This window comes from Flavobacterium marginilacus, assembly GCF_026870155.1.
GTDB classification, from domain to species: domain Bacteria; phylum Bacteroidota; class Bacteroidia; order Flavobacteriales; family Flavobacteriaceae; genus Flavobacterium; species Flavobacterium marginilacus.
Window position 1 is genome coordinate 1,279,463 of record NZ_CP113975.1, and the last position, 14,673, is coordinate 1,294,135.

Below are 14,673 nucleotides of genomic sequence, written 5' to 3' on the forward strand. Positions count from 1 at the left end.
GATTTTGGTCATAAAGTCCAAAGTCGAAAGTCCAAAGTCCTAGACTTTAAGACATTTGACATTAAGACATTAGACTAAAGAAAGTTCATTGACATATTGAGATAAGAAATAATAAAAGTAGAAAGCGTAGAGATGTTGCACTGCAACGTCTGTACAAAAACAACGGTCATAATTGATTTTATGATTGGTACAATAAGCAAAATAAGGGCGTATGGGGGATGCCTAGGCTCTCAGAGGCGAAGAAAGGCGTGATAAGCTGCGAAAAGTTACGGGGACGAGCACACATCGATAGATCCGTAAATACCTGAATGGGGCAACCCGCTATGTTGAAGACATAGCACACCGATAGGTGGGCAAACCCGCTGAACTGAAACATCTAAGTAGGCGGAGGAGAAGAAAACAAAAGTGATTCCGTAAGTAGTGGCGAGCGAACGCGGATTAGCCCAAACCAGTGCTGTTACGGCAGTTCTGGGGTTGTAGGACCACGACATTTCTTGCACAAGGAACTAGAATCTGCTGGAAAGCAGAACCAAAGAGAGTGATAGTCTTGTATAGGTAACAAGTGTAAAGGATAGTGGTATCCTGAGTAGGGCGGGGCACGTGAAACCCTGTCTGAATTTGGCGGGACCATCCGCTAAGGCTAAATACTCCTGAGAGACCGATAGTGAACCAGTACCGTGAGGGAAAGGTGAAAAGAACCGTGAATAACGGAGTGAAATAGATCCTGAAACCATACGCTTACAAGCGGTCGGAGCCCTTTCGTGGGGTGACGGCGTGCCTTTTGCATAATGAGCCTACGAGTTAACGTTGCTGGCAAGGATAAGTGGTTAAGCCACGGATCCGTAGCGAAAGCGAGTCTGAATAGGGCGCTTTAGTCAGTAGTGTTAGACGCGAAACCGTGTGATCTACCCATGGGCAGGATGAAGCGCTGGTAACACAGTGTGGAGGTCCGAACCGGTTGACGTTGAAAAGTCTTCGGATGACCTGTGGGTAGGGGTGAAAGGCCAATCAAACTCGGAAATAGCTCGTACTCCCCGAAATGCATTTAGGTGCAGCGCAAGGCATAAGTTATATAGAGGTAGAGCTACTGATTGGATGCGGGGGCTTCACCGCCTACCAATTCCTGACAAACTCCGAATGCTATATAATGTTTCCTTGCAGTGAGGGCTTGGGTGCTAAGGTCCAAGTCCGAGAGGGAAAGAACCCAGACCATCAGCTAAGGTCCCCAAATATATGTTAAGTTGAAAGAACGAGGTTTGTCTGCCCAGACAGCTAGGATGTTGGCTTGGAAGCAGCCATTCATTTAAAGAGTGCGTAACAGCTCACTAGTCGAGCGGACGAGCATGGATAATAATCGGGCATAAACATATTACCGAAGCTATGGATTTTACAGCAATGTAAAGTGGTAGGGGAGCATTCTAACAGGGCTGAAGGTGTATCGTAAGGTATGCTGGACTGGTTAGAAAAGAAAATGTAGGCATAAGTAACGATAATGCGGGCGAGAAACCCGCACACCGAAAGACTAAGGTTTCCACAGCTATGCTAATCAGCTGTGGGTTAGTCGGGACCTAAGGCGAACCCGAAAGGGACAGTCGATGGCCAACGGGTTAATATTCCCGTACTAGTGATTACTGTGATGGGGTGACGGAGTGATGAAAGCGCCGCGAACTGACGGAATAGTTCGTTGAAGTACCTACCTATAAGAGATGCAGGCAAATCCACATCTTTTGGGGAAATACGATAGTACTCGGAGTCTTCGGACAAAGAGATAGTGCGCCTAAGGGCTTCCAAGAAAAACCTCTAAACTTCAGGTAATCAGTACCCGTACCGTAAACCGACACAGGTAGTCGAGGAGAGAATCCTAAGGTGCTCGAGAGATTCATGGCTAAGGAATTAGGCAAAATAGACCCGTAACTTCGGGAGAAGGGTCGCCCCGAGTAATCGGGGCCGCAGTGAAGAGGTCCAGGCGACTGTTTATCAAAAACACAGGGCTCTGCAAAATCGTAAGATGAAGTATAGGGCCTGACACCTGCCCGGTGCTGGAAGGTTAAGAGGAGATGTTATCTTCGGAGAAGCATTGAATTGAAGCCCCAGTAAACGGCGGCCGTAACTATAACGGTCCTAAGGTAGCGAAATTCCTTGTCGGGTAAGTTCCGACCTGCACGAATGGTGTAACGATCTGGACACTGTCTCAGCCATGAGCTCGGTGAAATTGTAGTAACGGTGAAGATGCCGTTTACCCGCAGTGGGACGAAAAGACCCTGTGCACCTTTACTATAGCTTAGTATTGACCTTGGATAAATGATGTGTAGGATAGGTTGGAGACTGTGAAGTGGCGTCGCCAGGCGTTGTGGAGTCATTGTTGAAATACAACCCTTTGTTTATCTGAGGCCTAACCCCCAACCGGGGGGACATTGCTTGGTGGGTAGTTTGACTGGGGTGGTCGCCTCCAAAAGAGTAACGGAGGCTTCTAAAGGTTCCCTCAGTACGCTTGGTAACCGTGCGTAGAGTGCAATGGCATAAGGGAGCTTGACTGAGAGACATACAGGTCGATCAGGTACGAAAGTAGAGCATAGTGATCCGGTGGTTCCGCATGGAAGGGCCATCGCTCAAAGGATAAAAGGTACGCCGGGGATAACAGGCTGATCTCCCCCAAGAGCTCATATCGACGGGGGGGTTTGGCACCTCGATGTCGGCTCGTCACATCCTGGGGCTGGAGAAGGTCCCAAGGGTTGGGCTGTTCGCCCATTAAAGTGGCACGCGAGCTGGGTTCAGAACGTCGTGAGACAGTTCGGTCTCTATCTACTGTGGGCGTTAGAAATTTGAGTGGATCTGATTCTAGTACGAGAGGACCGAATTGGACTAACCTCTAGTGTATCTGTTGTCCCGCCAGGGGCACCGCAGAGTAGCTACGTTGGGAAGGGATAAGCGCTGAAAGCATATAAGCGCGAAACCCACCACAAGATGAGATTTCTTTTAAGGGTCGTGGAAGATGACCACGTTGATAGGCTATAGATGTAAAGGCAGTAATGTCATAGTCGAGTAGTACTAATAACCCGTAAGCTTATGTACGCCTCCTCTCCCGATGAAAATCGGGAGAAGAAACTTTCTAAAACTTTTTATATTCTTTATCTCAGTATGTTAAGATATTTGCTCGACGCAGAGCAGTCTTAAAGACGAAAGTCAAAAGTCATAAAGTGAAAACTTTAGACTTTATGACCTTAGACTTTGGACTAACAGCCTTAAGGTGGTTATTGCGGCGGGGCTCACCTCTTCCCATCCCGAACAGAGTAGTTAAGCCCGCCTGCGCAGATGGTACTGCAGTTATGTGGGAGAGTATGTCGCTGCCTTTCTTTATAAAAACCCTGTTTCATAACGAAACGGGGTTTTTTATTAAGATTTGAATATTTTCATTCTTAGGTACCTTAGCTCAGATGGTAGAGCAATGGACTGAAAATCCATGTGTCCCTGGTTCGATCCCTGGAGGTACCACAATAAATGCTCGGATGGTGAAATTGGGGGATCAGGTGCAAAAGTTGGGGATTAGGCAAAAATATTAGATAATCTGAATAGAAAGAAATCTATCTTTCTTACACCTCTAAACTGACTTCTAAATGCTTTTATTTTAGCATTAAAAGATTCTGCAGAAGCATTGGTACTCCTGTTATCAAAGTAGTTTAAAATTGTCTGATAGTTAATAGTTACCGTATTGAGTAATATATTAAAGTTTTTAAACCCTGATTCTTCTACATTCCTGTACCAATGTGCTAGTTTTGTCATCGCAACGTGCTTGTCGTTGTTGTTATTGTAAACACCTCGAAGTTGTTGACTCAAACCGTAAGCTTTCTTTATATCTGGATATAACTCAAATAACAATTGCGCTCTCTCATTTTGGTGCTCAGTCCATTTTTCGCGAGATTTATAAAGTACATATCTGCTTCTGGCTATAAGTTGTTTTAAGGAATCTCCATTAGGCAAGAGCTCCTGTATATATGTTTTATTCTCTTTTTTGGCTTGCATTATCAATTGATTCTCAAGATCCATAGCTTCCCAGCGATGTTTGATTCTGATTTCTTGCATGGCTTCCAATGCTAATTTTTGAACATGGAATCTGTCAGTGACCTGTATTGCTTTTGGGAAGCATTTTTTGGAGATCAGTTTCATAGAATTAGCCATGTCCAGTGTTATCTCTTGAACACCACTTCTTTTTTTATAATCAATCTTACTGATGTGTTCTATGACTTTATCTGCCTTTGTTCCAGCAATAATAGCCACTAAGCAACCTTGTTTGCCTTTGAACTTCTTGTTGGTTACAATGGTGTAAAGCTCTCCTTGAGACAAAGCTACTTCATCAATCGATAAGTGTGTACCTATGTTTTCAGGGTAAAGAATCCACTGATGGGCATGTTCTCGTGGAGCCCAAGTATTAAAGGAGCTCAGGTGTTTTTTATACTGTCTTTGAAGTTTTTTTCCGTTGACCCCGAAAAATCTCCCGATGGTGTGACAGTCGGTAGCGCTGTTATCTATTGATTTCTTTTAAAAAAGCCGCAAACTCTTGAGTCATGCGGGTTCCTTTAGCAACTAAAGTCCAATCTCTTTTAAGGATTTCTCCATTGGTTTTATTAGTCCAACGACGTCTTTTGATATGTAAATACACAAACTTACCTCGTAGAGGGAAATCCTGAATGGTAATTTCATCCACAAATCCCTTTGATACTAATTCAAGTGTATCAAACTCTTTAGGGGCTTTGGCTTTTTCCTCAAAGTATAGGTGTAATATCTCCTGAGTTTCATTAGCAGAAACTACCTCAAAGTGGTCAACTAAAAAATCAGGCAGCATAAATTTCAAAAGGTCTATAGAAGTCATTACAAATTGTTAGAGTGACAAATTTCTAATTTTTTTTCGACATTTCCTCCCCAGACTTTGTTCTTGATCCAAAAAATTAAGCATAAATATTAGTGAGCCTAAAAAGGAAAAATTCTACATTTCTTACACCTCTCAACTGAGATCTAAAAGCTTTTGTTTTGGCATTGAAAGATTCTCCCGGATCAATCCAAAAACCTGTGAAGTAGCAAAAATTACGCATAAATATTAGTTCGGATCAGGTTTTTGGTTTGATTTAGTATTTTATATGACTATCCGTGACTAATACCAAATCGATAAAATTGACCACAGATTATAAAGATTAACACAGATTTCTAAAAAATGCATGTAAAATCTGTGTAATCTGTGAAAAAAAAATATTTAGTATGCTTTGTGGATAGTTATATTATTTTAAATCATCTTTTATTTTATTAGTGCAAATATTCGAGACATTCAAATCTGCTTTGAAAGATTCAAAAAAAACGGATATTCTAATCCAGTTATGAGGTTAAAATAAATAAAAGATAAAAAAAAACCGTCTATTTTTATAAGACGGTTTGCATTTTGTTTGATAAGATTGATCTTATTTTGTTTCACTCTTCTTAATCTCATTCACATATTTGGTCAATTTTTTTCCATAAAGTGAGCTGGCTACTTTTGGTGTCATTGATTTTTGAATGGTATCCAAATATTTAATGTTGATATCATAGATTTCAGCCAAGGCAATATATGGTGATACCTCATGATCTTTATGGTTTACTGCAAAATTGGTCGCATAAAGATATTTTCGCTTGATATTACTTTCTTGGGCAACAGTAATACTGTCAATTGCTTTAATATTATTGCTTTTTAAAGCTTTGAATTTTTTCTCAATTAAAGTTAGATTTTCATCATTGAAACGAGAATTTATTTTTTTGTATTCTTCATATAATTCTTGATTTTTTGAGCCAGTAATTTTTGCACTTGAAATAAATGAGTCTAGATTGGTATCGATATTTATTGTACCCGCTTCTGCAAAAAACATAATATTGTTATCAAGTGAATTGGTAACGCCTCTATCAAGATATAAGTACAGCATTTCAGGTGATTTTAAATCAAGGTTACTTTCAAATATTGATTGTCCGTCAATTTTAATAGTGTCGATAGCTATAAGAGCAGAATCATTATATTTTTGAATGTATAAAGTCCCTTCTTTTAATCCTTTGATATTTCCTGTGATGTGCAGATTTGTTTTGGATTCATTTTTGTTACAAGCAACCAAAAGAAGTAGGGTAACAAATGCAATAATAGTTTTTTTCATATGTAAGTAAATTGGTTTTGGGAGCATAAAACGGAATTCTGCAAAGTTGAAGAATAGCTGTTTTAGGTTCGTTTATTTTTGGCGCAAAATAAAGAAAATTGTTGATATGAATGGTTTTAAAGAGAATGAATTTTAAAAAAAATCCCAATCTGATTTAGATTGGGATTTTATAGAGGTTATTGAAATTATCCTTTAAGCCAAGCTGTTCTCAAAGTGATTTTTGATGCATCTGATGCTTCAAGTCCTTCTGAATCTACGTATGGCAATTTTACATTTCCTTTTATTATTTGTTCTTTTCCATCTCGTTTAATTTTGATAGAGATAGGATCATTTTCTTTCCATTTTTGACTATAACTAATCATATCATAAATATTGTCCAAAGAATAAGGGGTATCATTGACAGCAAGAATAATATCTCCTCCTTTTAGATCCAATGTTGTGTAGAAAATATGCAACTCTTGATTTGGGCGAATAAAAATTTCTTTATTTTCCTTGTTTACACCAATGTATGGGACTTGACCTTTTAGAAATATTCCATCAGGTGTTTTTTTGGTAGTTTTGGTAATGCCTACTTTTGCCAGATAATCATAATAAGGGATTGGAGTAGGACCCGAAACGTATTTATTTAAAAATTCACCAACTTCAGGATACGTCAATGATGTTATTTTTGCGAATAAATCACTATCGTTGAATGGTTTTGAAACTCCATATTCATTAGATAACTGGTGCATTAAATCTAATATTCCTCTTTTTCCATTGCTGCTTTCTCTGATTTGGATATCCAAGCACATGCCGATTAAGGCTCCTTTTTGATATACATTTAGATATTGGTCTTTATATGGCTCAGTTAAAACATTTGCACTCATTGTTGTGAAAGGCATAGTGTCATTCATGGCATTAGCACCTTGAATTTTTTCAGCTATACGTGAATAAAATTCATTTTCATCAATTAAGCCTTGATTGATTTGGAATAAATTGGCAAAATATTCCGTTACTCCTTCATACATCCATAAATGCTGAGACATTTTTGGAGCATTATAATCAAAATACTGAATTTCTTTTGAGTGAATGGTTAAAGGAGTTACGATATGAAAGAATTCATGTGAAACCACATCCTTCATTTGTTTAACCAATTCGTCTTTCGGCATCATTTCAGGCATTACAACTGTTGTGGCTGTAGGATGTTCCAATGCACCAAAGCCTTTGGCATCTGTTGGCGACATAGTAGAAAGATAAAGGATAACGGTGTATTTTTTTGTTGAATTTACTTTGCCTAAAAATGTTTTTTGGGCAGTCATCATTGTTTTCATTTCAGGAGTAATACTTTCTGCAGTAAATTTTCCTGATGGTGAGTAAACTGCAATTTGAATATCCATTCCATCAACTGTGAAACTTGTGTAGTCTGGTTTAGAATACATAATTGGATTTTCCAATAATTCAGAGTAAAGTGGCATTTCAAAAAGATCGGCTGTTACTGATGCATCTTTGTCAATCATTGATGTCGCTCCCCAAAGTGCTGCAGGATGTGTTATGCTAACTTTGTAAGGTATTTCTTTTTTGTCTTGAAAATAGCCTACGAAACCATGAAGATTAAGCATGAAATTTTTACCGGTGTCAATATTTGTACCTGCAGGTGAGAACACATCGTCTTGTCCAAAACCTTTTCCTTTTTCACTATCGAATGTGTCGTTTACTAGGTAGGTAATTTTTACTAATGTCTTTGCATTTTTGATAGACCAAGTATTATCATCAGTTTTTGAAACGGTCAGTAAATTGCCTTTTTTGTCATAGGCTTTGAAATCAGCAACATATTTTCCATAATCATCTACTGAGTATGTTCCTGGAACTGTTTTAGGAAGACTATAAGTAATGTCTTCAGTTTTGATTTTAGGAGCTTTTACAGTAACTAAAACCTGATCGTCTTTTACATCGGTAAGATTGATGTTAACTTCAATTTCTTCTTTTTTTTGGTCTACAGTTTTTGTAGTGCTTGCTTTACCAGTCCAAATTAGAGAAGAAAAAGCAAGAGCAAAGATTATTTTTTTCATTTTGTCTGTGTTTGTTTTGTCTATTAGTATTTCAAATTATGAAAATGTTACGAAATGATGCTAATAAAGTTGTTTAAGTTAAAAAAAATCAGAAAATAGTATTTTCCTTATTCTTGAGATGAAGATTTTTAAATAAAAAAACTCCTGATAAACAGGAGTTAATGGGTTTGGTTAGTCTAATTTATTTTTTATGTAATATTTGCCATCTAAGTCTTCGTCAAAATCATCAATTTTTAAAGGCTTTGGTTTTGGTTTGCTTGCAATTGCTTTCTTTTTCCACATTTCATATTTCTCAGTCGGCATTTTCTTTTTCATAATTTCAAGAACCTCCTTCTCAGCTAATCCAAATTCTTTTTGAATAATTTCAAATGGATTTCTCTCTTCTTGGGCCAATGTAATCAGTCTTTCTGTTTGTTCCCAGTTTAATTCTTTGCGGCTACTCTTTTTCATCACGTGAAAATTAATTCAATTTGGTTTAATGATTAATAAATTTGATTTTAAATCTTATACCAATATTAATAAAAATTATTATTACTTTTTATTTTAGGTAAAAAAAAAATCAATTTTTTGACTCTTTTAAATTAGTGCTATTTTTAATAAAAAATATTGAGGATTCTTTTATTTAATCACTCTAAATGTGAGGTTTATTCGAGAACCGATAGTTTTTGTAGTTTTAGGAATTTGATGTTTCCAAAAATGCTGCGTTGTGCCTTTCATTAACAGCAGACTGCCGTCTTCTAAAATAATATTCTTCTTTTGATTCACATCAGTATTATGTTTTAAATGAAAACTGCGTTCGGCTCCTAAACTTAGTGATGCGATTATGGGATTTTTGCCTAATTCCTTTTCATTATCTGCATGCCAGCCATTGCTGTCACTGCCATTTCTGTAATAATTCAGTAAAACGGTAGTGAAATTGGTGTTTGAAATATTTTCGATTAAAGATTTAATTTTTTGTAAAGTTATTGTCCAATGATGAGGCTGCATGGTGATATTAGAGTAGGAGTAAGGCTTTCCTTCGTTTCCATATAAAGCGGTTAATCTCGGCTGTAAATGTTTTTTGCCATAAACCGTAATTTCATCTTGTTGCCAAGGAGTGCTTTCAAGTAGTTCTAGAAAAAGCGAATCGGCTACGTCTTTTGAAAGAAAAGCGGGAAAGTAGATGATTTCGGCATCGGGTAAATTAAAAACTATGGGGTCAGATTGAAAAAGTGAATTCATACTGCAAAAATAAAGAGAAAAACAAAATCTACTATTTCATTTTTCTCTTTTATAATTTATTTTGAATCGAAAAAAATCTAAACTTCAGAATGATCTTGTAATAAATTTTTATAAATGAAGCCAGCCACAATAGCATCTAAAATAGGAGCGGCCCAAAATAACCAAACTTGAGATAAAGGTTCTCCGCCAACGAAAACAGCCTGCGATAATGATCTTGCTGGATTTACTGAAGTATTTGTAATAGGGATGCTGATTAAGTGAATCAGGGTAAGTCCAAGTCCAATAGCAATTCCGGCAAATTTTTCATTTGCAAATTTATCCGTGGTGCCAAGTATAATTAAAAGAAAAAATAATGTTAGAATAAATTCGGCTATAAAAGCAACTTGGAGTGAATAACCGTCTGGAGAAAAAGCGCCATATCCATTAGATGCAAAAGCTCCAGCTTTTGTATTGTCAATCATAAACCCAGCTTTTCCAGAAGTAATTGTAAACAGTGTTCCAGCAGCTGCAGTTGCTCCTATGCATTGAGTTATAATGTATGGAAGCAAATCTTTGGCAGAGAATCTTCCGCCAGCCCATAATCCAAAAGAAACTGCGGAATTAAAATGCCCTCCTGATATATGGCCGACAGCATATGCCATGATCAAAACAGTAAGTCCAAATGCTAATGAAACTCCCACAAATCCAATTCCTTAATCAGGTATGCCTGCTGCAAAAAGTGCGCTCCCACAACCACCAAAAACCAACCAATATGTTCCGAAAAATTCTGCAAAAAGTTTTTTCATGATAAAAAAATTAGTTAATAGCTATTTGGTAAAAATGTTTTAAAACAGTTTTCAATATAATGCTTTTATAATTTAATAAGAATTGTATTGATTACGAATTTATAAAATAAACAACAAAAAAACAGTTATTATTGTTTTTTTTTTATGCTGATAATCAGTGTGGTTACTTCTTTCTGAAATTAATATTCATTATTATGATAGCTAATATTATAAGGAGAATACCAATCCACTGTACTAAGTCAACTTTTTCATGAAGCAGGAAATAAGCCATTAAAACAGAGACAGGAAGCTCAAGGGCTGAAACTATACTTCCTAATCCAATTCCTGTTAGAGGAAATCCAGCATTCATGAGTATTGGCGGAATTATTGTACCGAAAAGAGATAATATGATTCCCCATTTAAGGAATATAGTAAAATTAAATGCGGTGTTTTGTGTTGCAATTCCAAAAGTAAAAACAATTACAACTCCTCCCAGAAGCATATATAAACTGCGCTGTGCTGAAGAAATTCCTAAAGCAACTCGGTTAGCCGTAAACATCGTTGTCGTGAATGAACAAGCTGCCAAAAAACCAAAAACCAGCCCTTTCCAATCCAATTGAATTTCATTCTTAAAGATGTTAGTCGCTAGAAGTGTTCCAGCCAAAACTATTAGAGCTGCAACAATTTTTTGCTTTGAAGGAATTCTTTTTTCCAAAAACATTTCAAGCAGTAAACCAATCCATACCGTCTGCATCAATAATACAATGGCAATAGAAATAGGAATATATTTAACGGTCATATAATAAAATACGCTTGTTAATCCTGTAGATGTTCCTGCAAGCATCAATTGAAATATGTTTTTTGAGGTTGCTTTCACAATTTCATTTTCAGCTTTCGCTTTTTGAAACGCATTAATAATAAGAATTCCAATAATGCCCAGAATAAATTGAGAGATTGTAACTTCAGCGGTAGTATATCCTTCGCCATAAGCCATTTTTACAAATGTAGCCAGCATGCCGTAACTAGCAGCGCCAATCGCGACAAGGAAAACCCCTTTCAGTGTGTTGTTTTTAAGCATTGCTAAATATGTGATATATAAAATATGGAAAACTATTTTGCTTCAATATTTAAATGTTGCTCTTTTTCAACACCTATATGAGTGAGGTCACTTAGATGTAGGCGTAATGCTCCTACCGAAATATTAATTTCCCAGAAACACAGAGCCAAAGAGATTAATAAAGCAAGAAGACTAAAGCCGAATAAATAAATTCCAGTCAATTGATAATCCAAAAACAATACAAGCATTGTGAAAACAGAGAGAAATAGACTCAACACACCGGCCATTTGCATAAAACGAATAAGTGTCAGTCTTAAATTAAGGTTTTTTATTTCAAGCAAAATCATTCGGTTCTCTTTTTCTTTGTAAGCTTTCTTTAAACCGCGAATAATGGTAGCAAGCGTCAAAAACCGATTAGTATAAGCCAATAATATCAAAGAAGTAGCCGAAAACAGTAATGCGGGAGTTTCAATATGTAATGTCATTTCAGTATGTTTAGTCTGCAAAGGTCGTACTTTTTAACAGATTAATAAAAAATGACTTATTATTATAGTATAATATTTATTAGCTTGATCCTGTTATGTGCTTCCATGTTGATTACCGAACTTTGGTTTTTTCATGATTTCCGTTTCTATTAGGTCTTTTGTGTTTGAGAATATAGTAGGGACTTATATATATGTATATGTTATTTTGAAAAGGAAAACAAGTAAAGTTGGCTCAGATTCCCCTCCAAAGGGAGGATGCCCGCAGGGCGGGGTAAGTTCCTGCATGCTGAATAATTGCTAAAGAAATCCTTATAATCCCTTTAAAACTGGCAAACCCCGCCCAGATTGCGTTCTGTAATTCAAAAATCCTCAAAGCGAGCAGTTCTAACCCTAAGGTTACCAGTGTATTAAAAAATAAACAAAAAATAATCACGAAAAGGCATTGTTTAAACGGAAAAACTGTCTACTTTTGCACCCGCAACAGCGACAGCGTTCCTTAAAGTACTGACAGGTTAAAGAGATCAAAACGGAAAACATTTTCGAAAAAAAGATTTAAAAAGCTTGCAGGATTTAAAAAAGTGAGTTACTTTTGCACCCCGCAAAACGCGTAACGTTCCTTGATAGACTGAGTAAGAGATGAGAAGAAAGAGAGATAAAATTTTTCAAAAAAAACTTCAAAATAATCTTGCTGGTTAAAAAAGAATTGTTACTTTTGCACCCGCTAATCGCAATAACGATAAGTGAGAAAATAAAGAAGAACACGTTCCTAAACATATTGAATTGACAGCCGTTTTGGTAGAGGCGTTGCACTGCAACGACTAGATCAGAACAAATAAAATAAGAGTAATAGAATCGTTAAGATTTGAATAAAGACCAATAGAGACTGAGTCGAATAATAAATAAGTCGCAAGACTAAATAATATACGATGAAGAGTTTGATCCTGGCTCAGGATGAACGCTAGCGGCAGGCTTAACACATGCAAGTCGAGGGGTATATTTCTTCGGAGATAGAGACCGGCGCACGGGTGCGTAACGCGTATGCAATCTGCCTTTCACAGAGGGATAGCCCAGAGAAATTTGGATTAATACCTCATAGTATAATGAGCTGGCATCAGCCCATTATTAAAGTTCCAACGGTGAAAGATGAGCATGCGTCCCATTAGCTTGTTGGTAAGGTAACGGCTTACCAAGGCTACGATGGGTAGGGGTCCTGAGAGGGAGATCCCCCACACTGGTACTGAGACACGGACCAGACTCCTACGGGAGGCAGCAGTGAGGAATATTGGACAATGGGCGCAAGCCTGATCCAGCCATGCCGCGTGCAGGATGACGGTCCTATGGATTGTAAACTGCTTTTGTACGAGAAGAAACACTCCTACGTGTAGGAGCTTGACGGTATCGTAAGAATAAGGATCGGCTAACTCCGTGCCAGCAGCCGCGGTAATACGGAGGATCCAAGCGTTATCCGGAATCATTGGGTTTAAAGGGTCCGTAGGCGGTTTGGTAAGTCAGTGGTGAAAGCCCATCGCTCAACGGTGGAACGGCCATTGATACTGCCAGACTTGAATTACTGGGAAGTAACTAGAATATGTAGTGTAGCGGTGAAATGCTTAGAGATTACATGGAATACCAATTGCGAAGGCAGGTTACTACCAGTGGATTGACGCTGATGGACGAAAGCGTGGGTAGCGAACAGGATTAGATACCCTGGTAGTCCACGCCGTAAACGATGGATACTAGCTGTTGGGGGCAACTTCAGTGGCTAAGCGAAAGTGATAAGTATCCCACCTGGGGAGTACGGGCGCAAGCCTGAAACTCAAAGGAATTGACGGGGGCCCGCACAAGCGGTGGAGCATGTGGTTTAATTCGATGATACGCGAGGAACCTTACCAAGGCTTAAATGTAGACTGACCGGTTTGGAAACAGACCTTTCGTAAGACAGTTTACAAGGTGCTGCATGGTTGTCGTCAGCTCGTGCCGTGAGGTGTCAGGTTAAGTCCTATAACGAGCGCAACCCCTGTTGTTAGTTGCCATCGAGTCATGTCGGGAACTCTAACGAGACTGCCAGTGCAAACTGTGAGGAAGGTGGGGATGACGTCAAATCATCACGGCCCTTACGCCTTGGGCTACACACGTGCTACAATGGCCGGTACAGAGAGCAGCCACTTCGTGAGGAGGAGCGAATCTATAAAACCGGTCACAGTTCGGATCGGAGTCTGCAACTCGACTCCGTGAAGCTGGAATCGCTAGTAATCGGATATCAGCCATGATCCGGTGAATACGTTCCCGGGCCTTGTACACACCGCCCGTCAAGCCATGGAAGCTGGGGGTGCCTGAAGTCGGTGACCGCAAGGAGCTGCCTAGGGTAAAACTGGTAACTAGGGCTAAGTCGTAACAAGGTAGCCGTACCGGAAGGTGCGGCTGGAACACCTCCTTTCTAGAGCTTTGGTGTTAGCCAAGTGCACGCCAAAGAAAGAAGACGAAGAGACTTTTGGTTTCAAATATGAAGATTATATTACTCTTGCTGTTAATTTAAAAAAAAAGAATAAAAATTAAGTAAAAACAGAGTCTCGTAGCTCAGCTGGTTAGAGTACTACACTGATAATGTAGGGGTCGGCAGTTCGAGTCTGCCCGGGACTACTATTTAACTTAAAAGAAGGAAATTTTAGAAGTTGAGTTATCAACAATCCGCTGAAAGCTGACGGCTGATAACTGAAAGCTAAAAAAATGGGGGATTAGCTCAGCTGGCTAGAGCGCCTGCCTTGCACGCAGGAGGTCAACGGTTCGACTCCGTTATTCTCCACGATTTTGGTCATAAAGTCCAAAGTCGAAAGTCCAAAGTCCTAGACTTTAAGACATTTGACATTAAGACATTAGACTAAAGAAAGTTCATTGACATATTGAGATAAGAAATAATAAAAGTAGAAAGCGTAG

The 14,673-nt window shown here is 38.4% G+C and carries 8 protein-coding genes, 3 tRNA genes, 3 rRNA genes and 1 pseudogene; 6 read left to right on the forward strand and 9 right to left on the reverse strand.

The features are described 5' to 3' along the window. The first annotated feature begins 190 nt into the window (after positions 1-190). The 3 genes from OZP07_RS05650 (at position 191) to OZP07_RS05660 (ending at position 3,492) form a co-directional block, all read left to right on the forward strand. Positions 191-3,072, forward strand: a 23S ribosomal RNA gene (locus tag OZP07_RS05650). 171 nt (positions 3,073-3,243) lie between these two features. Beyond that, positions 3,244-3,353 (forward strand): 5S ribosomal RNA (rrf, locus tag OZP07_RS05655). 66 nt (positions 3,354-3,419) lie between these two features. Beyond that, positions 3,420-3,492: transfer RNA gene (locus OZP07_RS05660), tRNA-Phe, on the forward strand. A gap of 51 nt (positions 3,493-3,543) precedes the next feature. Here OZP07_RS05660 and OZP07_RS05665 read toward each other — a convergent pair. From OZP07_RS05665 to OZP07_RS05705, 9 genes and pseudogenes are all read right to left on the reverse strand, one after another. Then, entirely contained in the window at positions 3,544-4,527 is a 984-nt protein-coding gene (locus tag OZP07_RS05665; RefSeq protein ID WP_432419561.1) for an ISAon1 family transposase, read from the reverse strand. Continuing rightward, positions 4,520-4,867: an ISAon1 family transposase N-terminal region protein gene (locus OZP07_RS05670; protein ID WP_281635552.1), complete on the reverse strand. Its 348-nt coding sequence runs from the start codon at positions 4,865-4,867 to the stop codon at positions 4,520-4,522. The genes OZP07_RS05665 and OZP07_RS05670 overlap by 8 nt, the downstream gene beginning before the upstream one ends. Positions 4,868-5,447: 580 nt before the next feature. Beyond that, complete coding sequence (locus OZP07_RS05675; protein ID WP_281637598.1) at positions 5,448-6,164, reverse strand: DUF4369 domain-containing protein; 717 nt, start codon at positions 6,162-6,164, stop codon at positions 5,448-5,450. A gap of 185 nt (positions 6,165-6,349) precedes the next feature. Then, positions 6,350-8,212, reverse strand: a complete 1,863-nt coding sequence (locus OZP07_RS05680; protein ID WP_281637599.1) for a M61 family metallopeptidase — start codon at positions 8,210-8,212, stop codon at positions 6,350-6,352. 171 nt (positions 8,213-8,383) lie between these two features. Further along, the gene (locus OZP07_RS05685; RefSeq protein ID WP_194644167.1) at positions 8,384-8,662 is read right to left on the reverse strand and encodes a DUF2805 domain-containing protein; all 279 of its coding nucleotides are present in this window, start codon (positions 8,660-8,662) and stop codon (positions 8,384-8,386) included. Positions 8,663-8,830: 168 nt separating this feature from the next. Continuing rightward, positions 8,831-9,433, reverse strand: coding sequence for an alpha-ketoglutarate-dependent dioxygenase AlkB family protein (locus OZP07_RS05690; protein WP_281637600.1), 603 nt, complete (start codon positions 9,431-9,433; stop codon positions 8,831-8,833). A gap of 77 nt (positions 9,434-9,510) precedes the next feature. Further along, positions 9,511-10,218: pseudogene (gene aqpZ / locus OZP07_RS05695) on the reverse strand (aquaporin Z). A 163-nt stretch (positions 10,219-10,381) separates the two neighbouring features. Further along, a complete protein-coding gene (locus OZP07_RS05700; protein ID WP_281637601.1) occupies positions 10,382-11,275 on the reverse strand; it encodes an EamA family transporter in 894 nt (297 codons plus the stop codon). A 32-nt stretch (positions 11,276-11,307) separates the two neighbouring features. Then, positions 11,308-11,739 carry a DUF2721 domain-containing protein gene (locus tag OZP07_RS05705; protein WP_194644174.1) on the reverse strand — a complete coding sequence of 144 codons (432 nt, stop codon included), beginning with the start codon at positions 11,737-11,739 and terminating at the stop codon, positions 11,308-11,310. Positions 11,740-12,662: 923 nt separating this feature from the next. Between OZP07_RS05705 and OZP07_RS05710 the strand changes: the two genes are divergently transcribed. From OZP07_RS05710 to OZP07_RS05720, 3 genes are all read left to right on the forward strand, one after another. Further along, a 16S ribosomal RNA gene (locus tag OZP07_RS05710) occupies positions 12,663-14,176 on the forward strand. A gap of 129 nt (positions 14,177-14,305) precedes the next feature. Then, positions 14,306-14,379 (forward strand) — tRNA-Ile (locus tag OZP07_RS05715). A gap of 89 nt (positions 14,380-14,468) precedes the next feature. Beyond that, a tRNA-Ala gene (locus tag OZP07_RS05720) sits at positions 14,469-14,542 on the forward strand. Positions 14,543-14,673: the final 131 nt, after the last annotated feature.

Excerpts from the sequence above, each read along its gene's own strand:
- OZP07_RS05675 (WP_281637598.1), bottom strand. The coding sequence starts at position 6,164 with ATGAAAAAAACTATTATTGCATTTGTTACCCTACTTCTTTTGGTTGCT.
- OZP07_RS05670 (WP_281635552.1), bottom strand. The coding sequence starts at position 4,867 with ATGACTTCTATAGACCTTTTGAAATTTATGCTGCCTGATTTTTTAGTT.
- OZP07_RS05685 (WP_194644167.1), bottom strand. The coding sequence starts at position 8,662 with ATGAAAAAGAGTAGCCGCAAAGAATTAAACTGGGAACAAACAGAAAGA.
- OZP07_RS05680 (WP_281637599.1), bottom strand. The coding sequence starts at position 8,212 with ATGAAAAAAATAATCTTTGCTCTTGCTTTTTCTTCTCTAATTTGGACT.
- OZP07_RS05705 (WP_194644174.1), bottom strand. The coding sequence starts at position 11,739 with ATGACATTACATATTGAAACTCCCGCATTACTGTTTTCGGCTACTTCT.
- OZP07_RS05700 (WP_281637601.1), bottom strand. The coding sequence starts at position 11,275 with ATGCTTAAAAACAACACACTGAAAGGGGTTTTCCTTGTCGCGATTGGC.
- OZP07_RS05690 (WP_281637600.1), bottom strand. The coding sequence starts at position 9,433 with ATGAATTCACTTTTTCAATCTGACCCCATAGTTTTTAATTTACCCGAT.